We start from the raw sequence: 19247 nt of genomic DNA, 5'->3' as shown, positions 1-19247 counted from the left end.
CTGTTAGATCAGTTTCCGACGATGCATGATGATCCTGCATCCGCGTCAGCATCATGGCGCCCGTCACGCAGTCCAGTTCAAGCTTTACCGTTATCCGAACCAGATCAATTTCGATCAGTTCTCTGCACAGCTTCTTTTCGTCTCATGCAACCTTGGCCGCCGTTCGCCGTTGGGCAACCTGTGCTGGGTGGCACGCGCGACAACCGGGCTTGGCGCACCGGATCATTGATGGAGAGACACTTGATCAAACCGCAATTCAGAACGGCAGCCGCCGTCGGCGTCATCCTGGCCTTCGGCGTCGCCGCTTCGGGCTGCGCCAGCCACCGCTTCGTGCGCGACCAGACCGCCGTCGTCGACGCCCGCGTGACCACGGTCGAGGGCACCGCCGGCGAGGCGCTCGCCCGCGCCAATGCGGCCCACAAGCTGGCGGAAGGCAAGTTCCTGTATGAAGTCGTTCTGTCCGATGACTCGGTGAAGTTCCCGACCGACGGCAACACCCTGTCGCCCGAGGCCGAGTCCCGCCTGACCGAGTTCGCCCAGCGTCTCGCCAGCGAAAACCAGAACGTCTACCTCGAGATCCAGGGCTATACCGACAGCGTCGGCGACGAGGCCCACAACGACCGCCTGGGCGAAGCCCGCGCCGAGGCCGTGCGGCGTTACCTCAGCCGTCGCGGCGTCGCCCTGAACCGCATGGGCGCCATCTCCTACGGCGAGGAAAACCCGGTCGCCTCGAATGACACCGAGGAAGGCCGCGCCCAGAACCGCCGCGTGACCATCGTCGTCCTGGCGTAAACCGGACAGGCGCATCCTGACGGCGGCTACCCCCTTCCGGTCGCCGTCAGGCCCTGCGTTCTTCGTTGACGCCGAGCGCCTGCTCCCGTCATCTGTCGGCCCGTTTCCAGTGAGCCGACCATGACCGACGCGACCGCGCCCTTCGTCTTCACCGACAATCCGCTGAACCCGCTCGAGGTCGCCCTCTACGAAGGGCTGGCGGATCCGTCGAAGATGGGCCTGTTCGAGCGCCTGATGCTGGAAGCCGATCTCTACGCCGTGCCCGAGGCCGGCAGCGTCGGCGGCGTCCACGGCGACGACGGCCACAAGGTTCTGCGCGAGGGCGAGCAACTGGTCCTGCGCGGGGTCGTCCTCAACGACGGCCGCGACACCGTCACCCTGTTCACCGATCCGCGCCGCGCCGTCGGCATGTTCGGCGAGGACACCCGCATCCTGGCCATGAAGGGCCGCGCCCTGCTGTCGATGCTGCAGAACTCTCTGGTCCTGCTCAATCCGGACGGTGGTCGCGGCATCGTGCTGGCCCCCGAGCAGCTCAAGGCCGTGCTTGAACACGCCCCCGCGCCCGCGCCCCTCCGCCCCACCGGCGCGGTCCAGCTCTATCCCGTCGTCACCGGTCAGGAGCCGGTGGTCCTGATCGACCGCCTGAAGACGGCCTTCGCCGGCTATCCCGTCGACAGCGCCTGGCTGGCCCGCGCCGCCTGGGCGTCGGACAACCGTGTCGGCTGGTATCTCGACGTCCGCACCGACCGCCCCTCCGACGAGGTCGTCGCCATCCTCAACCGCGCCGTCACCGGCCTGTCCTTCGGCCAGGAAGTCTTCGACGTCGCCGTGGGACGCACGAACGAGGACGGGGTGGGGGTGAAGGTGGTTTAGCCACAACCCACGGATGGTTGCATCGCGGTCGGCGCTGAAACAGCATCGACCGCATGTCCGCCGCACTGCCTCAGGCCTGTCGTGACTGGCTCGATCGCGTCAACGCGGTGATGAAGCGCGACTGGTGCATCGACGCCGACGACGCCGGCTGGTCCGACGACGACGTCCTCCGCTACTGGCGCGTCGGCGAGACACCGGAGGATTTCGTGGCGTGGTTTGCGGAGAAATATGAGCTGATCAGGTTCAGCTGACCCGGGCACGCCATGTTTCAGGCTCCAGGGTTACGGCCTGTTCGATGGGCGGCTTCAGTCTGAACATGCGCGGCGCCTTGGCGATTTCGTAGAGCCGGTACAGGCGGAAATGGTCAGGCCGCTCCTGTGATAGCGCCAGTTCGTTGCGGGTCACGAAGAAGGGGGAGGTTCGCCCGCCGGCCGTCGCCTTCACCTCGATCAGCCGGTCGTTGCCGTGCCGGTCGAACGAGTGGATGTCGTAACCCGCGCCGTCGCCGTCTTCATCCGCCACCCAACGCACCTTCTTCGCGAGATCTGGCCGCTCAAGGGCGGTGAGCCGTCGTTGCTCAAAGTCGAAGACCAGCGCCTCTCCCGCCTTGCCGAGCGTTCGGTTCCTGAGGTCTCGCATCGTCGGATCGAACTTGCGGACAAGTCGCTCAAGGCCTTCCGGGCGCGGTTGTCTGGGCAGCGCAGGCGACGGCGGCTGCGCGTCTTCGAACAGGGCGGGCGCCTCCGCGACGACCGAGAACTCGGAGGCCGGCGTTCGGCGCGCCCAAGCCGGCAGGATGGCGTCGCCGGTCAGGATGTCCGGATGCCGGACCAGATATCGCTCGATCGTGCGGCCCAGAGCGTCCTGAAAGTTCGAGAAGGGCTTGTAGCCGTCGATGAAAGGCAGGCTGAGTTCGCGCAGCACGGCGGAGATGTTCATGTGCTTCCGCTCGATCGAGCCGGCTGTCCGCCCAATCCGCGCCTGCAGCGCCTTGTTGTGGTGGGATTTGATGTAGTGCCGTCCAGCGAGCTCATCGACGAGCATGGAGAAGTAGTCGGCGACAATCGCCTCCAGCTCATCCGCCTGCCAGTCGGTACCTACTTTGGATTGGTCTGCCATGCGCCCTGCCCATCCCAGGTTAGGCACAGGCGGCCAAGCGGCGCCAGGTGGTCGCCCGCATTTTTCAACCCTCTCCCCAAGGGAGAGGGAGGGGCCCGCGCTGCAGGCGTGGGAGGGAGTGAGGTCTCAGCATTCGGCGTCAGCCGCAGCCCTTGTCATCCCGGCCGACGCGAAGCGGAGAGCCGGGACGCTTCCCGTTCTTTCCGAACCCTCCCGGAAAGCGCACGGCGCTTATCCGGGAGCAGGCCGGCCCTCGACCGGCTGTCGCCCGGCTCAGCCCGGTCGGGCTGTCCGGGCGTGGATCATGGGAAAGGCGCCACCGTCCCGGCTCTCCGCTTCGCTTCGGCCGGGATGACAAGCGGGCCTTCTCCCCACACCCACACCCCCGGTCCGTCCTGCAAAAATACGCGAGAGTTCATGCTGAACCCGCGCATCGCGGCGTTCCAAGCCTCTGACGCCACTCACCCTTTCAGAAAACTCTCCCGCTGAGCCCGCCTGAGGTAGCCCCACCCGCATACTCTTCTCATCCCGTCGATGGGGAGGGCGTCGGATCCACGCTTCTCGACGACGGCGGGCTGTGGCCGAGCGATGAAGCCTGCGCGATGGAGAGTGCAGGGGGCCTTGAGGGCGGGGATGGATCCCGTCCGCCTGCTCGCCGCGCGTCCTCAGGAGCCGGGCCGATGACGATCCGTTCGTTACGTCCGCCCCGCGTCGGCGTCAGCAATGGCGCCGGCGGATGATCCGGCAAGGCCCTAAGCACAAGGCCGCCAGCCGGAGGGACGCGTGGAAAACGGCGACGCGGGACGTCGATCTCGTCGAAACGGTAAAACTACAAAACAGCACCGGGCGAGGCCCGGCGTCCCGCGCCCTTCCCATCACCGCTTCCGCGCGAAGCGGCGAAGACGCTTGCCTGAAAGTCGGAAGTGGAGGTTCACACCAAGGACACCAAGGAAGAAGAAGTCACAAAGGACACCAAGGCGCCGGTGCGCGATGGGCCAAATCCGGAGCGCTGTCAGCGAAGCTGAAGGATCGCTTCGCGATCAATTTTGATCCGCGAAGGCGAATGGCGCAGCCGCTCGAAAGACCCACCGCACCCTTGGTGTCCTTCGTGTCCTCCTTGGTGTCCTTGGTGTGAACCAGCACGGCCTGCCGCATCACCGGACCATCAGACCGACCGCTAATGAACATCCCCGCGCCCAAACGACCGACACCCCAGCCCCACACCCTCCCACCGACTGCGTCGGCGGGCCCCATCCTCTCCCAAGGGAGAGGGATTGAGCACGGTCCCCTACCGCTTGCGGAATCGCGTCGCCTCGGCCGCCATCTTCGCCCCCCAGTCGTCGCCCGGCTCGTCCGGTCCCGGCTCGGGCGCGAAGGGCAGCTCTCCCGCCGCGCCGCGCATGGCCAGCGCCAGCGGCAGGGCCCAGTGGCGGATCATGCGCAGGGGCTTGCGCTTGCTGTCCGTGACGTCCCAGCCCTCGGCCTCGAAGGCGTCGGTCAGGTCGAACCCCTCCAGCCGGTCGATCCCGTCCCAGTCGTCCGGCAGGGCGATGGCCTCGGCCTCCTCCGGCGTCAGACCGAAGACGGCCTTCGCCGCCTCGTCGATTTCGGGGAACTCATGGCGCTCGTCCGGGTCGGCCATGCGCGGCTTCATCAGCGCCTTCATCTCGAGGGCGTCGATACCGGGCAGGTCGATCAGGCGGCGCAGAGGGGCTTGGGTCATGGCGGCGGGTGTAGCGCAAAGCGGACGCCCCCGCATCCGCCTCCCGAACCCTCCGCCGATGATCCGTTGACCGAACCCCCCGCCGAAGCCGACCATCTCCTCCAGACCCTGAAAGAGCGCCCCATGCCCCCAGCCGTCAAACCGCCCCGTCTGGCCGTTCTGATCGACGCAGAGAACGCCTCCTCGCGCATCGCCGAGGCCCTGTTCACCGAGATCGCCACCCTCGGGGAGGCGTCCGCCCGACGCATCTACGGCGACTTCGCCAGTCCCCAGCTGGCGGGATGGACCCGGGTGCTGGCCCGCTTCGCCATCCAGCCCCAGCAGAATTTCGCCAACACCAAGGGCAAGAATTCCGGCGACATCGCCCTGGTCATCGATGGCATGGACCTGCTGCACTCCGGTCGGTTCGACGGCTTCTGTCTGGTCTCGTCGGACGCCGACTTCACCCGGCTGGCGTCGCGCATCCGGGAGGAGGGGATGGATGTCTACGGCTTCGGCGAGCAGAAGACGCCCGAGAGTTTCCGGCAGGCCTGCACCCGCTTCATCTATACCGAGAACCTGACCGCCCGCGCCGAGGCCGAGGACGTGGCGGAGCCCGCCGAGGCCAAGGCGCCGCGGGCCGTCGCCGGGCGCGGAAAGCCCGCCGAGGCGGCGCGGCTGATCGCCTCCGTCATTGCCGACATGGACGAGGACGGCGACGGCTGGGTCGCGGTCGGCGGAATCGGCAGCCGGCTGCGCAATGCGTACCCGGACTTCGACCAGCGATCCTACGGCCACACCAAGCTGTCGGACCTGATCCGCGCGACCGGGCGGTTCGAGGTCCAGACTGTGGGCGGCGCCCTGCGCGTCCGCGACAAGGCCTAGAAGGTCACCACCGTCCGCACGGCCTCGCCCGCGTGCAGCGCGTCGAAGGCGGCGTTGATGTCCTCCAGCCGGACCGTGCCGGTCAGCAGCCGGTCGACCGGCAGGCGGCCGTCGCGGAACAGCTGGATGTAGCGGGGGATGTCGCGCGACGGGATGGCGGTGCCGATATAGCTGCCCTTCAGGGTCCGCTCCTCGGCCACGAGGTTGACCACATTGACCGCCAGCGCCGCCTCGGGCGGGGGCAGGCCGGCGGTGACCGTGGTCCCGCCGCGCTTCGTCATCTTCCATGCGGCTTCGAGGGCGCGGACGGAGCCGGCCATTTCGAGAACCACATCGGCGCCGCCGCCGGTCAGGCTGCGCACCTGCTCGACCGCATCCGCATCGGCGGCGTTGACGGTCAGGACCGGGCCCAGCGACCGGGCCAGCGCCAGCTTGTCCTCCGACAGGTCCACCGCCACCACCGGGCTGGCGCCGCTGGCGAGGGCCCCCAGCACCGAGGCCAGGCCGACGCCGCCCAGACCGACCACAGCCACCGACTGTCCGGCCCGCACCTGCGCGGTGTTCACCACCGCGCCCACGCCGGTCAGCACAGCGCAGCCGAACAGGGCCGCATGCTCGAACGGCAGGTCCGCCGGAACCTTCACCAGCGACCGGCGCGAGACCACGGCCCGGTCGGCGAAGGCCGAGCAGCCGAGGTGGTGATGCAGGTCGCCGCCCTCGCCATGCAGCCGGGTTCCGCCGCCCAGCAACTCGCCCTTGCCGTTGGCCGCCGCGCCGGGCTCGCACAGGGCCGGACGTCCGCCGGCGCAGGGCTGGCAATGGCCGCAGCTGGGCATGAAGACCATGACCACGTGGTCGCCGGGGCTCAGGTCGTCGACGCCCGGTCCGACCGTCTCGACCACCCCCGCCGCCTCATGACCCAGCGCCATCGGCATGGGGCGGGGCCGGTCGCCGTTGATGACGCTGAGGTCCGAATGGCACAGGCCCGCCGCCTTCACCGCCACCAGCACCTCCCCGGCGCCCGGCGGGTCCAGCGTCACGGTCTCGATGGCCAGAGGCCGGCTGTCGGCATAGGGCCGCGCGGCCCCCATGGCGCGAAGGACGGCGGCGCGGGTCTGGATCGTGCTCATGGGAATGACGCTAGGCGCTTGACGCGGCGTCCGCCAAGTCCGACCGTCGATATCGGAAGCAGGCGCAGACCCGCTCCAATGGGACGAAACCACCAGCCCCGCTCCCGCAGCGAGGCGCCGCCGCCGGGCGACAGCGCACCCTTCGCGCTCAAGCAGCGAGCGACCGCGTCGCGAGCGATAGCGCACAAAGGGAGACTTTATGACCGGCACCATCGAACGCACGAAGCGCGGCGACTATCGTCGCTTCCAGCAGATCTCGACCCGCTGGATGGACAACGACGTCTACGGCCACGTGAACAACGTCGTCTACTATTCGTGGTTCGACACGGCGGTGAACCGGTTGCTGGTGGTCAATGGCGTGCTGGACATCCACGAGGGCAAGACCATCGGTCTGGTGGCCGAGACGGGCTGCCGCTACTTCTCGCCGACGGCCTTCCCGGACGAGATCGAGGCGGGCGTCCGCGTCGCCCACGTGGGCACCAGTTCGGTCCGCTACGAGATCGCCCTGTTCCGCAACAACGAGCAGGACGCCGCCGCCGTCGGCTATTTCGTCCACGTCTACGTCGACCGCGAGACCAAGCGGCCCGTGTCGGTGGACGAGAAGATGCGCGGGTTCCTGGAGAGCCTGAAGAGCTGACGCTCTTCCGCCGTCAGTCGTCCAGGCGGCCCATCAGGGCCAGGGCGCCGATCGCCGTCAGGGCGCCCAGCACGAAGGCGCCGATGACGGCGCCGGTGGCGACGGCGGTGGGAACGGTGACGGGGCGGGCCTCGTACCACTCGACGATGTCGGCCTCATGCAGGTCTTCGTCGTGGTAGCCTTCGGCGGCGTAGATGGCGTCTTCGGCGGTCATAGGGGGGCTCCGTCTTCTGATCGGCAAAATGCCTGTAAAGCTCTACCGGTTCCTGAACCGTGACACCGTGTCCGCCATCGGCTAGATCGCGGCACCGACATTTTCGCCGCGGCCGCGCCGCGAGCGTCAGCGCACTACGTACCCAGAGACAAATTCATGGCCGGCCATTCCAAGTTCAAGAACATCATGCACCGCAAGGGCCGCGCCGATGCCGCCCGGTCCAAGCTGTTCTCCAAGCTGTCGCGCGACATCACCGTCGCCGCCAAGTCGGGCATGCCTGACCCGGCCATGAACCCGCGCCTGCGTCTGGCCGTGAACAACGCCAAGGCCGAAAGCCTGCCCAAGGACGTCATCCAGCGCGCCATCAACAAGGCCTCGTCGGGCGACGTCGATACGATGGAGGAGGTCCGCTACGAGGGCCGCGGCCCGGGCGGCGTCGGCATCATCGTCGAGGCCCTGACCGACAACCGCAACCGCGCCGCCTCCAACATCGGCACCGCCTTCAAGAAGAACGGCGGGGCGCTGGGCGAAATGAACTCGGTCGCCTTCATGTGGGATAAGGTCGGCCAGATCATCTACAAGGCCGAGGCCGGCACCGAGGACGAGGTGATGGAGGCCGCGATCGAGGCCGGCGCCTCGGACGTCGAGAGCGATCTGGTCAAGCCGGACATCTACGAGGACGCGCCGGGCCACACCATCTGGACCGCCTATGAGGATCTGAACGAGGTGGCCGAGGCCATGTCCAAGGTGCTGGGCGACCCGAAGTCGACCGCCATCGTCTGGCGGCCCCAGTCGGACGTGCCGGTCACCGGCGAGGCCGTCGGCACCCTGTTCAAGCTGCTCGACGCGCTGGACGCCGAGGATGATGTCCAGAACGTCTATTCGAACGAGGACATCTCGGACGAAGACGCGGCCAAGTACGCGGGCTGACCGGATGACGGGCGCGGGGGGCTTCGTCACCCTGGCGGCGGTCGCGGTCGTTGCGGTCCTGTCCGGCGGAGAGGCTGCGGCGCAGGACGCTCCGGGCATTGTGTCGCTGGACTGCGGCGTCAGCCCCGAAGGCCGGGTGGGGCCGTGCACCGTGGTGTCCGAGCCTGCCGGGGGCGGCTATGGCGAGATCGCGCTGTCGAGGGCGGCCTCGGCGCGCCTCGTTGTCCCGCCGGAAGGCATTCCCGCCGGCGCGACCGTGCAGTTCGAAACCCGTGTCGAGGCGCCTGTGCCCGAAGGCCTGCGGGCCAGTGAAGCCGACCCCCGGCCCGGGGTGATCACGGACCCCCGGTGGGACATCGCCCCCGTGATCGAGTTCCCGACGCGGGCGTCGCAGCGGGGCATCGAGTCGGGTCAGGCCCGGGCCCGTTGCGTCGTCGCTCCTGACGGCGCTCTGACCGGCTGTGTGGTGCTGTCCGAGCATCCGGTCGGCGCGGACTTCGGCGCCGCGGTCCTGTCCGCCGCCTCGACGGCGCGACTGTCGCCCGCCAGCGTGGCCTCGGCGCGTCCGGGCGCGATTGTCGAGATCAACTCGACCTTCCGCCTCGCGCAGGAGACGGCTCAGAGCGCCAGATAGGGCGACTCCTCCTCCAGCCAGCCCGAGGCGTGGCTGACCGGACGGCCGGGGCGACGCAGGCGTCTCAGGCCGTGCAGGGCGTCGGTCAGGTCCATCAGCTGTTCGTCGGACAGTTCCACGGCGGCGCGGATGACCTCGGCCCTCAGGGCGGCGAAGTCGTCCGGCGCCAGTCGGCGGTCGGGGTATCGGGCCATGACGGTCTCCTAGAATCTGGCCGACACTGCGAAGCCGAACCGGGTGCGTCCGCCGTCGGGTCGTGGATCGTCCACGGCGCGGGCGCCCTCCAGTTCGATCATCACCCGGTCGGCGATGGCGATGCGGACCCCGGCCCCGGCGGACATCAGGGTCTCGGTCTGTTCGGTCAGCGGGCCGCGCGCATTGACCCGCACCTCGCCGCCGTCGGCAAAGGCGTAGACCTCGCTGCCCGCGAAGGGGCGGGGCGTGAAGCCGGGCCTCCACGCCGTTTCGATCTTGGCGCCATAGCCGCTGTCGCCGACCAGAAGTCCCGAGCCGAAGCCCCGGCCGAAGTCCGTTCCGCCCAGGCTAAACAGCTCCGCCGTCGGGGCGCGATCCTCTGAATACTGCATGGCCAGGGCGCCGCTGACCCGCACGCTCCGGCCGAAGGCGCGGGCGGCGTCGATCCGGCCGTTGACCTTGGTGAAGTCCGCCTCCGCCGACGGATCCACCTCGGCGCCCAGCCCGTCGAGGCCCCGGCTGAGGGTCAGGCTGGCGTTCAGCGAAGACCGGGGGCTGGTCAGGCCATAGGCCGCCGAGCCGCGCAGGGCCCGAACCTTCTCGGTCGCGACCAGATTGCCGAACACGGCGTTGTCGCTGTTCAGTCCATCCAGTCCGGCGCTGAGCACCAGATTGCGGCGATAGCTGCGGATCATCGGCCAGCTGACGACCCCGCCGAACGAGGTGGCGTCGCCGTCCAGCCCGTCGACGCGGGTGCGCAGGCGCCCGGCGCTCAGGGTCACGGCCATGCCGTCGCCCCCCAGCGGCTGCCGGTGCGACAGGCTCAGATACTGGAACCGTTCCGGGTCGGTCGGCACGGTCAGGGCCAGCCGGGTCTGGTCGCCCATGCGGAACCCGCCGTTCTGGGTGATCGCGGCGGTGAACTGGGTCCGGCCCAGCGCCTGTGATCCGCGATTGTTGATGTCGGTCTCGAACACCCAGCGCGAGAAATCGACGTTGAAGCCCAGGTCGACCGCGCCGGGCGTCGCCGACGGCACGCTCTCCAGGGTCGTCTTCGCGCCGGGGATGTCGGCGATCAGCGACAGGTAGCGCTCCGATGTCTCGCGGGTCAGCGGCGCCTCGGCGGCCAGGCGTCCGGCATACTGGCGCAGCAACTCCACATCGGGGTCGATGTCTCCATAGATGGCGACGCGGCCGATCCTTCCGGGCGCGGCCGTGATGCGGACGATGCCGGAGGCGGATTCCCGCGTGTCGATGGCGACAATGGGCAGGGCGGCGTGCTGGCCCAGGGCCCCGCTGACCGCCGCCCGCAGCCTGGCCAGACCATTCAGGTCCAGCGTCTCTCCGATGAACGGCTCCACCGCGCGGCGGATGTCCTCCTCAACGGCGGGCGCGGTCCGGATGTCGACGGCGCGCAGCACGAAGGGTGCGATGGGCGCTTCCGCCGACGCCGCCTCGGGCGACAGGGGCGCGCGCTCCGACGCATCGGGCAGGGGCGCGGCGCGATCCAGTCGACCTCGGTCAACGATCAGTCCGTCCTGCGGGCCACCGGCCGGCGTCGTCATCGTCAGGGCGGCCAGCAGGGCGGGCGCGATCATTCAGTCTTCCTTGTTCAGGGGCGGGGAAGGCGGGCGACGTCTCTCGGCGTCGCCCGCCGGTCCTTCAGCTGCCGGTCCGCTAGTTTCCGGGACGGCGCAGGCCGCCCAGAAGGCCGCCGACGGTTCCGGTCACGCCACCCAGCGCGCCGGTGGCGCCGGCGCCCGTGCCAGAGCCGGTCGCGCCGCCCAGGACGCCGCCGACCGTGCCGGTCACCCCGGTGACCAGTCCGCCGACCGGATTGGCCCCGCCGGCGACCGCGCCGCCGTTGACGCCCAGTCCGAGCGGCTGGCCGTTCGACAGGACGTTGCCGGTGACCGCCGTGCCCGAGGCGCTGCCCGAGGACAGGACGTTCAGGTCGATCGCCGGATTTCCGCTGCCCGAACCGATCAGCTGGTTGCCGCCGACCGTGACGCCCAGCAGGCCGTTGGCCTGACCGCTCGCATTGCCGACCGCGGTGGTCGGCGTTCCGGTCGAGACCGTGGCCACCGAGCCGCCCGACAGGACGCCGACCGTGGCGACGCTGCCCGTCTGCTGGGTCGGGGACAGGACGCTGACGCCCAGCGGGCCGCCGTCTCCATTCGCGCCCAGGATGGTGCGGTCGCCGACGCTCACCCGGCCCAGCCCGTCGGTCAGGTCGTTCAGGCCGGTGGTCTCGCCGAGATCGGCCAGACCAGGCAGGCCGGGCGAGCCGGGGGCGCCGGGCTGACCGGGCGCGCCGGGCTCTCCGGGTTCGCCCGGGGCGCCTGCCGCGCCGTCAGCGCCGAAGCCGCCGCCGCCCGCCAGTGAATAGGTCCGGCTTCCGCTGCACGCGGTCATCATCAGGGCCGCCGCTGCAATCCCGCAGCAGATCAATGCCTTGCTGGTTCCTTTGGTTGTGTCACGCATGGGTCTCTCCTTCCACGAGCCGAAAAGAAGAGCGGCGTAATGTTGTTCCCACCGCGATTTCAGTAATCACGGGTTTGTCATGAGGTTCATATTTCGTTAGTTTGTCATTAACTTTGTGCGGCCCGTAAAAACAACAACAACGTCTGCTTTTCAGAAATTTTCAGATATTGCCGTTAACTACGTGACGATTACTCAGGAATCTTACGTGGGGCGAAAATCGGGCAAAATCCGCGCCGCGCGTTGGATCTGCCCGTCTGATCGCACCCCGGCGGGGACGGCGTTGCAATAAGCGCTCGGGGCCGTCAGATGGGATGGGTCAGATCGGGCGGGGAGACGACATGAGCCACTACGAGGAGACCGCGCCGGCAAGCGACCGGGCGGACAGGATCAGGGTCTGGCTCGTCGGCCTCACGCTGGCCGTCGCCGGCGGGGTGTCGCTGATCCATCTGATCGGGGAGTACCGCGCGGCGACGCCCTGGCGCGAAGCGCGCGCCGCCGAATACGCCCGCGAGCGCGAGGCGCGCGAAAAGGCCGAGGCCGAAGCCGCGGCTCCGGAATCGCCGCCCGCGCCGGTGCAGGGGCCTGTTGAATGGACGGTCGAGCCGGTATGGCCCCGACTGACGACGGAAAGCCTGCCCGAGGGCGTCGAAAAGGTCGCCGTCCGCTTCGATTGCAAGCTGGATCAGCAGGGCGTGCTCTCGGACTGCAAGGGGACCGAGACGCCTGCCGGAACCGGTCTTTCAGATCGCCTGTCGCCCGCCCTGGTTCCGGCCCGGATGAAGCCGCTACTGGTGGACGACCGTCCCGTCCGCAGCACCGTCAACTTCACCATCGAGTTCTCGACGGGGCGGGATGAGGCCGCGCCGCCGCCGCCTCCTGTCCCCACGCCCGCGGCCTGAGCCGGAACCGCTACGCTCGCCTTCCGTTGGTCGGGCATGACCCTCAATGAGTTGCCCGGCTTCACCCTGCCCCTGCTCGCCGCCGTTCTGGCGGGCGGGCTGATAGGGTTCGAGCGGGAGTGGCGCGGGCGGGCCGCGGGGTTCCGCACGCACATCCTCGTCTGCCTCGCCTCGGCCCTGCTGATGGAACTGGCCGTGACGCAGGCGGCCTGGCGGTTCATGCCGGTCGAGGGGGCGCAGGTCATCGCCGATCCCGCCCGTCTGGCCCACGGCGTCCTGACCGGCATCGGCTTCCTCTGCGCCGGGGTGATCTTCCGCGCCGGCTTCTCGATCCACGGCCTGACCACGGCGGCGTCCTTGTGGATCACCTCGGCCATCGGCCTGCTGTTCGGCGCGGGCCTGTTCCTGCTCGGCGCGACGGGAACTGTGCTGACCGTGTTGATCCTTGTCGCCCTGCGTCTGGTCAGCCGCCGTCTGCCGCAACAGGCGGTGGTGGACGCCGAGATCGTCTGGCGGCGTGACGCCGTCGGGGCCGAGGACCGGATCGAGGCCGCGCTGGCCGGGCTGCACCGCTCCGCGAAGGCCGACCGGTTCGAACTGATCGACGACGGCGCGAAGCTGCGCCGCAGCTTCCGCTTCCGCATCGAGGGCGAGCCCGCGCTCAAGGCCCTCGGCGCTCGCCTGCGCGGCATTGACGGCGTGGTCGGCTATTCGCTGGATCCCCGCGACGACTGACCGCTCAGGTGCAGAAGGCGACGGCGGCGTCCACGAACACCGCCAGCCCGTTCCGGCTCCACAGCCACAGGCCCAGCCCCGCCAGCAGGGCGACGCCGGCGCCGATCAGCAGCTTGCGGGTCATTCCGCCGGAACCTGTTCAGGCCGGACCAGCGGCGCCTCACGGATCGGCAGATTGGCCGCCGCCGCCAGCAGGCCCAGTCCGATGGAGACCAGCCAGATCAGCAGGTAGGAGCCGGTCGCGTCGAAGGCCGCGCCCGCCAGCCAGGCGCCGAGGAAGGCTCCGACCTGATGGCTCAGGAACACGATCCCGCCCAGGGCCGACAGGTGCCTCAGTCCATAGATCTGCGCCACCAGCCCGTTGGTCAGCGGCACGGTCCCCAGCCACAGGAAGCCGAAGGTCGCGGCGAAGACCAGCACGCTGACCGGGGTGATCGGCAGCAGCAGGAAGATGACGATGGTCACGGCACGCAACGCATAGAGCAGGGCCAGCAGTCCCTTCTTCGACCGCTTCGAGCCCCAGGCGCCCCACAGCCATGATCCGGCGATGTTGAACAGGCCGATCAGCGCCAGCGACCAGGCGCCGACCTCCGCGGGCAGGCCCTGATCACGGATATAGGAGGGCAGGTGGGTGCCGACGAAGGCGATGTGGAAGCCGCAGACGAAGAAGCCCGCGTTCAGCAGCCAGAAGGACCGGTCTCCGAACGCCTCCTTCAGCGCCTGACCGATCGGCGGGCCGTCCTGCTCGCTGATGGAGGCCGGCGGCTTGCCCGCCACGCCCAGCGCCAGCGGGACGATCAGGGCGACCAGCCCGCCCATGACGATCAGGGTCCAACGCCAGTCCAGCGCGTCCAGCAGCCCCTGCGCGGCGGGCACCACCAGAAACTGCCCGAACGATCCGCCCGCCGTGACGATGCCGAAGGCCAGCGTCCGCTTGTCCGCCGGCACGATCTTTCCGACCGCGCCCAGAATGACCGTGAAGGTACAGCCCGCCATGGCCAGCCCGACCAGCGCCCCGAAGCCGATGGCCAGCCCCACGGCGTTCGCCGCCGTCGCCGCCACGATCAGGCCGATGACATAGACCGCCGCGCCGACCACGGCGACCTTGCCCGCACCATGCCGGTCTGCCCACGCCCCGACGAAGGGCTGCAGCAGGCCGAACAGCAGGTTCTGCCCCGCAACGATCAGGCCGAAGGTCTGGCGGTCTACCTGCAGCTCCAGCCCCAGCGGGCCGAGGAACAGGCCGAATGACTGCCGCACGCCCATCGACAGGGTCACGATCACCGCCCCGGTCAGGATCATGATCCAGACCCGGGTCGACAGCTTGGACGAGATGGCCTCAGACATGGGTCTCGACCTCCTTCAGCAGGGCGATCAGGGCGGCTTCGCGCTCGCCCAAGGTTTCGGACACCTTCGCCTGCGCCGCCCGCCAGTGGGGCAGGGCGTCGTTCAGCTTCTCGAGGCCCGCGGGCGTCAGGGCGAACCGCTGGCCGCGCGCGCCTTTGTCCGTCGCCGCCCCGACCCAGCCCTTCTTCACCAGTGGCTGCAAGGTCCGCCACAGGGCGCTCTTCTCATGCGCCGTCGCCTCGGCCAGCTCGACCAGCGTCGGCCGTTCCATCCGCGACAGTGTCCGCAGAACCGAGAACTGGGTCACGGTGATCCCCACCGGCGCCAGCGCCTCGTCATACAGCCGCGTCAGGGCGCGGGAAGTGCGGCGCAGGCGACCGCAGATGCAGGGGGTCATGTCCATTGCATATGCAAAACACAGCGGCGTTGCATATGCAATACAACTTGCGTCCATCCGGTCATTGTCCGTTAGGCATCTCTCGGGCAAAAGGGAACGGATGGCGAACGAAGCGACTCGGATCATCGGGCTGGACCCCGGCCTCAGACGCACCGGATGGGGCGTGATTTCCGCCGAGGGCTCGCGCCTGCGCTGGATCGCCCATGGCGTGGTCACCCCGCCCGAGACCGCCCCCTTCGCCGAGCGCCTGCTGCATCTGCTGGACGCCGTCACCGCCCTGTGCGGCGACTACGGCTGCGAGGAGGCGGCGGTGGAAGAGGTGTTCGTCAACGTGAATCCGTCCTCGACGCTGAAGCTGGGCCACGCCCGCGCCGCCGTCATGCTGGCCCCGGCCAAATGCGGCCTGCCGGTCGCGGAATATTCGCCCAATCTGATCAAGAAGGCGGTGGTCGGCGCCGGCCACGCCGACAAGGGCCAGATCGCCTTCATGGTGAAGCGCCTCCTGCCGACCTCGGGCGACGCCAAGGCCGACGCCGCCGACGCCCTGGCCGTCGCCATCACCCATGCCCAGCTGCGCAAGCGGGCCCTGCTTGAGACCCTGCGAGGCGCGGCATGATCGGTCGTCTGCGCGGCGTTCTGGCCGAGGTCGAACAGGATCACTGCCTGCTGGACTGCATGGGCGTCGGCTATGTCGTGGCCTGTGGCGCGCGGACGCTGGGCCGTCTCCCGGCGCCCGGCGACGAGGCGACCCTGCACATCCATTCGCAGTGGAGCGAGGACGCCGGTCCGCGCCTCTACGGCTTCCTGACCCGCGACGAGCGCCGGGCCTTCACCACCATGCTGGCCATCCAGGGCGTCGGCCCCAAGGCGGCGCTGGGCGTTCTCGACGTCCTGCCGCCGGGCGAGCTGGCCTCGGCGGTCGCGCGTGAGGACAAGGCCGCGGTCGCCCGCGCCAACGGCGTCGGCCCCAAGCTGGCCCTGCGCATCGTCACCGAGCTGAAGGGCAAGTCGCTGGGCGAGGCCTCCTTCACCCCGACCGCGCCCGGCGTCCATGTCGAGGCCGCCGTCGCCGTCCCGATCCCCAGCCTGACCGGCGAGGCTGTCTCGGCCCTGCTCGGCCTCGGCGTCGCCGAGATCAACGCCCGCCGCGCCGTCGATCAGGCCCTGATCCGGCTGGGCGAGGAGGCGGACCTGTCGGCTGTCATCCGCGCGGCCCTGCAGGAGCTGGGGCGTTGATGTCTCGATTCCGCTCATCCCGGCGAAAGCCGGGACCCAGTGTTTTGGGTGATGGTGAGCCGAAGAGCGTGCATCGTACCGTCGTCCTGAAGCGCCGGAGCCTTGCTGGACAGAACTGGGTCCCGGCTTTCGCCGGGATGAGCGGGTGTGTGCATGACTGACGAAAGACTGGTGGACCCGTCAGCCGCCCCCGGCGAAGCCTACGACCGCGCCCTGCGCCCCCAGACCCTGTCCGAGTTCGTCGGGCAGGAGCAGGCCAAGGGCAATCTGCAGGTCTTCATCAACGCCGCGCGCGGGCGTCAGGAAGCGCTGGACCACGTCCTGCTGTTCGGCCCTCCGGGCCTCGGCAAGACCACCCTGGCACAGATCGTGTCGCGCGAGCTGGGTGTCGGCTTCCGCGCCACCTCCGGCCCCATCCTCGCCAAGCCCGGCGACCTCGCGGCCATCCTGACCAATCTCGAACCGCGCGACGTGCTGTTCATCGACGAGATCCACCGCCTCAGCCCGCAGGTGGAGGAGATCCTCTATCCGGCGATGGAGGATCACGTTCTCGACCTGATCATCGGCGAAGGCCCCTCGGCGCGCTCGGTCCGCATTGATCTGGCGCCCTTTACGCTGGTCGGCGCCACCACCCGCGCGGGCTTGCTGGCCACCCCGCTGCGCGACCGTTTCGGCATTCCGCTCAGGCTCGAATTCTACACCCCGCAGGAGCTGACCCGCGTGGTCATCGGCACGGCGCGCAAGATGGGCGCGGCCATCACCGAGGACGGCGCCTTCGAGGTCGCCTCTCGCTCACGCGGCACCCCCCGCATCGCCGGTCGCCTGCTGCGCCGGGTGCGCGACTTCGCCGACGCCGAGGGCGCGCCGGCCATCGACAAGTTGGTCGCCGCCCGCGCCCTGGCCCGGCTCGAGATCGACGAGGTCGGCCTCGATTCCAATGACCGCCGCTTCCTCAAGGCCCTGATCGAGAACTATGGCGGCGGCCCGGTCGGCATGGACACCCTCGCGGCGGCCATCGCCGAGGCGCGCGACGCGGTCGAGGACGTGATCGAGCCCTATCTGCTCCAGCAGGGCTTCATCCAGCGCACGCCCCGCGGCCGCATGGCCTGCGCCCGCGCCTACAGTCATCTCGGTCTGTCGGAGCCGCCGAAGGTTCCGCCCGTAACCGGCGCGCCCGGCGACCTGTTCGGCGGCAAGTGAGTCTGCTCGACCTCATCCTCGGCAAGGGCGGACAGATCGTCACCGCGCTGACGCCCGCCGAATGCCATGCGCGCCTGTCCGCCGTGATCGGCCCGGACTTTGACTACACAGACGGCCCGGATATCCGGGGCCACATCACCCCCGATGGCGGTGTCCTGCGTCAGCGGTCGGCCCGGGGCAATGATCTTCGCAGCGAGTTCAGCTTCAGTGTCCGGGCGACCGATACGGGCTCACGGATCGTCTGGCGCGCCGGGATGAGCTGGTTCATCTGGATCTTTTCGGCCGTCTGGCTGTGCGGTGTGCTCGCCATCGGCGGCCCGGCCGCCTGGAACGGCCTGTCGACGGGGAGGTATGGCCATGCGCTCGCCCTCTTCGCCGTGCTCGCCCTCTTCTGCTTCACGGTCCTCGTCGGCCGGATCATGGCGAGAGCCGGTGGAGACGAGATGGCCCGCTTCGTCACCCGCACCATCGACGGCCGGATGGTCAGCTGAGGGTTCACCTCCGCGCCGAACCCCGGCATGGTCGCGCCGAGGAGGGCCGCATGGCGAAACGGACAATCCGGACTGAACGTCTGATCATCGTGCTGGGCGGCGCGATCGTGCTGCTCGGCCTGCTGATCCTGTGGCTGGTCAGCCGCAACGCCTTTGGCCATCAGGAGCCGACGCCGGAACAGCGCGCCCAGACCCAGGTCCACGCCCTCGTCGGCAAGAAGGCCCGTGTCACCTATACCGAGACCGGGCGTCGCCGCGCCGTCTGCGGCTACCTGCGCAACGGAAACGAGGTCGTCGCCTTCGTCTCGCGCCCCAATCGCCTGATGCTGGAGACCGATCCGCTGAAGATCGAGTTCGAGCAGAACCAGTCGGACCTCTGTCCCGGCTTCCTCAAACGCCGGGGAGACCTGCCGCAATGACCGACCGTCCCACCGCCGGCCGCTTCGAGGGCCGCGAGCATCGCCTGCCGGTGCGCGTCTATTACGAGGACACCGACTTCACCGGTCTGGTCTATCACGCCAACTACGTCCGCTATTTCGAGCGCGGGCGGTCGGACTGCCTGCGTCTGATGGGCATCGGTCACGCCGAGCTGCTGGACCACGACCAGCCGATGGCCTTCGTCGTCTCGAAGATGGCGCTGACCTTCCTCAAGCCCGCCCGCATCGACGACGAACTGGTCGTCCGCACCTGGTACGACGCCGCCAAGGGGCCGCGCCTGCTGATCACCCAGGAGGTCGCGCGCGGCGACGACGCCCTGTGCCGGGCCGAGGTCGAGGTCGTCTGCATCCACATGGACGGCCGCCCGCGTCGTCCGACAAAGGCCCTGATCGAAAAGGTCAGCCCGTGGCTGGCCGCGAAGACTCCTGCTGATGCGAAGGATTGAACCGATGAACCAGAGCGGAATGGGCGTTGGCGCCGTGCTCACCCTCTTCATCCTGCTGGCCTTGCTCGTCGGCGGCGGCCTCGTCGGCTGTCCGCACTACAAGATCTGGGAGCGCAAGATGGCCGGTCAGGCCGAGCTGCAGTACCAGCAGGGCGCCCGTCAGGCCCTGATCGCCCAGGCCAGGGCCGAGGACGAGGCCGCCATCAGCCGCGCCGAGGCCGCCACCCGCCGGGTGCGCGGCTGGGCCGACGCCGCCAAACGCGGCTGCGCCGACCTGAACCGCGCCGGCGACCGGGCCTGCGAGGACCAGCTGCTGCGCGACGCCGCCACCTATTCCATCGCCAAGGAAGGCCACGAAGGCGTGATCATCAGCGTCGGCGCCCCGGTCTCGGTCGCGGTCCAGCCGAACACGCCGCGCCGCCCGGAGTAGCCTGTTGCTCCGGCGTCTGAACGATAGCGAACCT

26 protein-coding genes are annotated in these 19247 nt (G+C 69.2%); 17 read left to right on the top strand and 9 right to left on the bottom strand.

Annotated features, from left to right (window positions below; genetic code table 11):
• The first annotated feature begins 25 nt into the window (after positions 1–25).
• The 4 genes from ACFQQC_RS00995 (at position 26) to ACFQQC_RS00980 (ending at position 1916) form a co-directional block, all read left to right on the top strand.
• Positions 26–229 carry a hypothetical protein gene (locus ACFQQC_RS00995; protein WP_376858831.1) on the top strand — a complete coding sequence of 68 codons (204 nt, stop codon included), beginning with the start codon at positions 26–28 and terminating at the stop codon, positions 227–229.
• Positions 229–792 carry an OmpA family protein gene (locus tag ACFQQC_RS00990; protein ID WP_376858830.1) on the top strand — a complete coding sequence of 188 codons (564 nt, stop codon included), beginning with the start codon at positions 229–231 and terminating at the stop codon, positions 790–792. The genes ACFQQC_RS00995 and ACFQQC_RS00990 overlap by 1 nt, the downstream gene beginning before the upstream one ends.
• Positions 793–912: 120 nt before the next feature.
• Positions 913–1665, top strand: a complete 753-nt coding sequence (locus tag ACFQQC_RS00985; protein WP_376858828.1) for an SseB family protein — start codon at positions 913–915, stop codon at positions 1663–1665.
• A gap of 53 nt (positions 1666–1718) precedes the next feature.
• Complete coding sequence (locus ACFQQC_RS00980) at positions 1719–1916, top strand: hypothetical protein (RefSeq protein WP_376858826.1); 198 nt, start codon at positions 1719–1721, stop codon at positions 1914–1916.
• Here ACFQQC_RS00980 and ACFQQC_RS00975 read toward each other — a convergent pair.
• Both ACFQQC_RS00975 and ACFQQC_RS00970 read right to left on the bottom strand, forming a co-directional pair.
• The gene (locus tag ACFQQC_RS00975) at positions 1909–2811 is read right to left on the bottom strand and encodes a DUF3883 domain-containing protein (protein WP_376858824.1); all 903 of its coding nucleotides are present in this window, start codon (positions 2809–2811) and stop codon (positions 1909–1911) included. The two genes, ACFQQC_RS00980 and ACFQQC_RS00975, sit on opposite strands and share 8 nt — an antisense overlap.
• 1261 nt (positions 2812–4072) lie before the next feature.
• A complete protein-coding gene (locus ACFQQC_RS00970) occupies positions 4073–4507 on the bottom strand; it encodes a hypothetical protein (protein WP_376858823.1) in 435 nt (144 codons plus the stop codon).
• A 123-nt stretch (positions 4508–4630) separates the two neighbouring features.
• Here ACFQQC_RS00970 and ACFQQC_RS00965 point away from each other — a divergent pair, with 123 nt between their 5' ends.
• Positions 4631–5371 carry an NYN domain-containing protein gene (locus tag ACFQQC_RS00965; protein ID WP_376858822.1) on the top strand — a complete coding sequence of 247 codons (741 nt, stop codon included), beginning with the start codon at positions 4631–4633 and terminating at the stop codon, positions 5369–5371.
• Here the strand turns inward: ACFQQC_RS00965 and ACFQQC_RS00960 are convergent.
• On the bottom strand, positions 5368–6501 hold the full coding sequence (locus tag ACFQQC_RS00960) for a zinc-dependent alcohol dehydrogenase family protein (protein WP_376858821.1): 1134 nt from the start codon (positions 6499–6501) through the stop codon (positions 5368–5370). The two genes, ACFQQC_RS00965 and ACFQQC_RS00960, sit on opposite strands and share 4 nt — an antisense overlap.
• A gap of 199 nt (positions 6502–6700) precedes the next feature.
• Here ACFQQC_RS00960 and ACFQQC_RS00955 point away from each other — a divergent pair, with 199 nt between their 5' ends.
• Positions 6701–7138 carry an acyl-CoA thioesterase gene (locus ACFQQC_RS00955; protein ID WP_376858819.1) on the top strand — a complete coding sequence of 146 codons (438 nt, stop codon included), beginning with the start codon at positions 6701–6703 and terminating at the stop codon, positions 7136–7138.
• Between the two features lie 13 nt (positions 7139–7151).
• On the opposite strand, the gene ACFQQC_RS00950 is transcribed toward ACFQQC_RS00955, so the two are convergent.
• Entirely contained in the window at positions 7152–7352 is a 201-nt protein-coding gene (locus ACFQQC_RS00950) for a hypothetical protein (RefSeq protein WP_376858817.1), read from the bottom strand.
• Positions 7353–7508: 156 nt separating this feature from the next.
• Here ACFQQC_RS00950 and ACFQQC_RS00945 point away from each other — a divergent pair, with 156 nt between their 5' ends.
• The gene (locus tag ACFQQC_RS00945; RefSeq protein ID WP_376858816.1) at positions 7509–8282 is read left to right on the top strand and encodes a YebC/PmpR family DNA-binding transcriptional regulator; all 774 of its coding nucleotides are present in this window, start codon (positions 7509–7511) and stop codon (positions 8280–8282) included.
• 4 nt (positions 8283–8286) lie between these two features.
• On the top strand, positions 8287–8916 hold the full coding sequence (locus ACFQQC_RS00940; protein WP_376858814.1) for an energy transducer TonB: 630 nt from the start codon (positions 8287–8289) through the stop codon (positions 8914–8916).
• Here the strand turns inward: ACFQQC_RS00940 and ACFQQC_RS00935 are convergent.
• From ACFQQC_RS00935 to ACFQQC_RS00925, 3 genes are all read right to left on the bottom strand, one after another.
• Positions 8901–9110, bottom strand: coding sequence for a hypothetical protein (locus ACFQQC_RS00935; protein ID WP_376858812.1), 210 nt, complete (start codon positions 9108–9110; stop codon positions 8901–8903). The genes ACFQQC_RS00940 and ACFQQC_RS00935 overlap by 16 nt on opposite strands.
• A 9-nt stretch (positions 9111–9119) precedes the next feature.
• Complete coding sequence (locus tag ACFQQC_RS00930) at positions 9120–10709, bottom strand: ShlB/FhaC/HecB family hemolysin secretion/activation protein (protein WP_376858811.1); 1590 nt, start codon at positions 10707–10709, stop codon at positions 9120–9122.
• Between the two features lie 79 nt (positions 10710–10788).
• Positions 10789–11595 carry a hypothetical protein gene (locus ACFQQC_RS00925; protein WP_376858809.1) on the bottom strand — a complete coding sequence of 269 codons (807 nt, stop codon included), beginning with the start codon at positions 11593–11595 and terminating at the stop codon, positions 10789–10791.
• Between the two features lie 338 nt (positions 11596–11933).
• On the opposite strand from ACFQQC_RS00925, the gene ACFQQC_RS00920 reads away from it, so the two are divergent.
• Both ACFQQC_RS00920 and ACFQQC_RS00915 read left to right on the top strand, forming a co-directional pair.
• A complete protein-coding gene (locus tag ACFQQC_RS00920) occupies positions 11934–12494 on the top strand; it encodes a hypothetical protein (protein WP_376858807.1) in 561 nt (186 codons plus the stop codon).
• 36 nt (positions 12495–12530) lie between these two features.
• On the top strand, positions 12531–13229 hold the full coding sequence (locus tag ACFQQC_RS00915) for an MgtC/SapB family protein (protein ID WP_376858805.1): 699 nt from the start codon (positions 12531–12533) through the stop codon (positions 13227–13229).
• Positions 13230–13349: 120 nt separating this feature from the next.
• Here the strand turns inward: ACFQQC_RS00915 and ACFQQC_RS00910 are convergent, their stop codons facing one another.
• The gene (locus ACFQQC_RS00910; RefSeq protein WP_376858803.1) at positions 13350–14576 is read right to left on the bottom strand and encodes an MFS transporter; all 1227 of its coding nucleotides are present in this window, start codon (positions 14574–14576) and stop codon (positions 13350–13352) included.
• On the bottom strand, positions 14569–14973 hold the full coding sequence (locus ACFQQC_RS00905; RefSeq protein ID WP_376858801.1) for a MarR family winged helix-turn-helix transcriptional regulator: 405 nt from the start codon (positions 14971–14973) through the stop codon (positions 14569–14571). The genes ACFQQC_RS00910 and ACFQQC_RS00905 overlap by 8 nt, the downstream gene beginning before the upstream one ends.
• 100 nt (positions 14974–15073) lie before the next feature.
• Here ACFQQC_RS00905 and ruvC point away from each other — a divergent pair, with 100 nt between their 5' ends.
• The 7 genes from ruvC (at position 15074) to ACFQQC_RS00870 (ending at position 19213) form a co-directional block, all read left to right on the top strand.
• Positions 15074–15589, top strand: coding sequence for a crossover junction endodeoxyribonuclease RuvC (gene ruvC / locus ACFQQC_RS00900; protein WP_376858799.1), 516 nt, complete (start codon positions 15074–15076; stop codon positions 15587–15589).
• Entirely contained in the window at positions 15586–16209 is a 624-nt protein-coding gene (ruvA, locus tag ACFQQC_RS00895) for a Holliday junction branch migration protein RuvA (protein ID WP_376858797.1), read from the top strand. The genes ruvC and ruvA overlap by 4 nt, the downstream gene beginning before the upstream one ends.
• Before the next feature lie 153 nt (positions 16210–16362).
• The gene (gene ruvB / locus ACFQQC_RS00890) at positions 16363–17409 is read left to right on the top strand and encodes a Holliday junction branch migration DNA helicase RuvB (RefSeq protein WP_376858795.1); all 1047 of its coding nucleotides are present in this window, start codon (positions 16363–16365) and stop codon (positions 17407–17409) included.
• Positions 17406–17900, top strand: a complete 495-nt coding sequence (locus ACFQQC_RS00885; protein WP_376858793.1) for a hypothetical protein — start codon at positions 17406–17408, stop codon at positions 17898–17900. Before ruvB ends, ACFQQC_RS00885 begins: the two co-directional genes overlap by 4 nt.
• A 50-nt stretch (positions 17901–17950) precedes the next feature.
• Complete coding sequence (locus tag ACFQQC_RS00880; RefSeq protein ID WP_376858791.1) at positions 17951–18319, top strand: hypothetical protein; 369 nt, start codon at positions 17951–17953, stop codon at positions 18317–18319.
• Positions 18316–18783, top strand: coding sequence for a tol-pal system-associated acyl-CoA thioesterase (ybgC, locus tag ACFQQC_RS00875; RefSeq protein WP_376858789.1), 468 nt, complete (start codon positions 18316–18318; stop codon positions 18781–18783). Before ACFQQC_RS00880 ends, ybgC begins: the two co-directional genes overlap by 4 nt.
• Before the next feature lie 4 nt (positions 18784–18787).
• Complete coding sequence (locus tag ACFQQC_RS00870; protein ID WP_376858787.1) at positions 18788–19213, top strand: hypothetical protein; 426 nt, start codon at positions 18788–18790, stop codon at positions 19211–19213.
• The last annotated feature ends 34 nt before the right edge of the window (positions 19214–19247 follow it).

Source organism: Brevundimonas sp. GCM10030266 (assembly GCF_042666595.1).
Lineage (GTDB): Bacteria > Pseudomonadota > Alphaproteobacteria > Caulobacterales > Caulobacteraceae > Brevundimonas.
The sequence above is the reverse complement of the archived record's forward strand: the minus strand, read 5'-3'. Positions and strand labels throughout refer to the sequence as shown.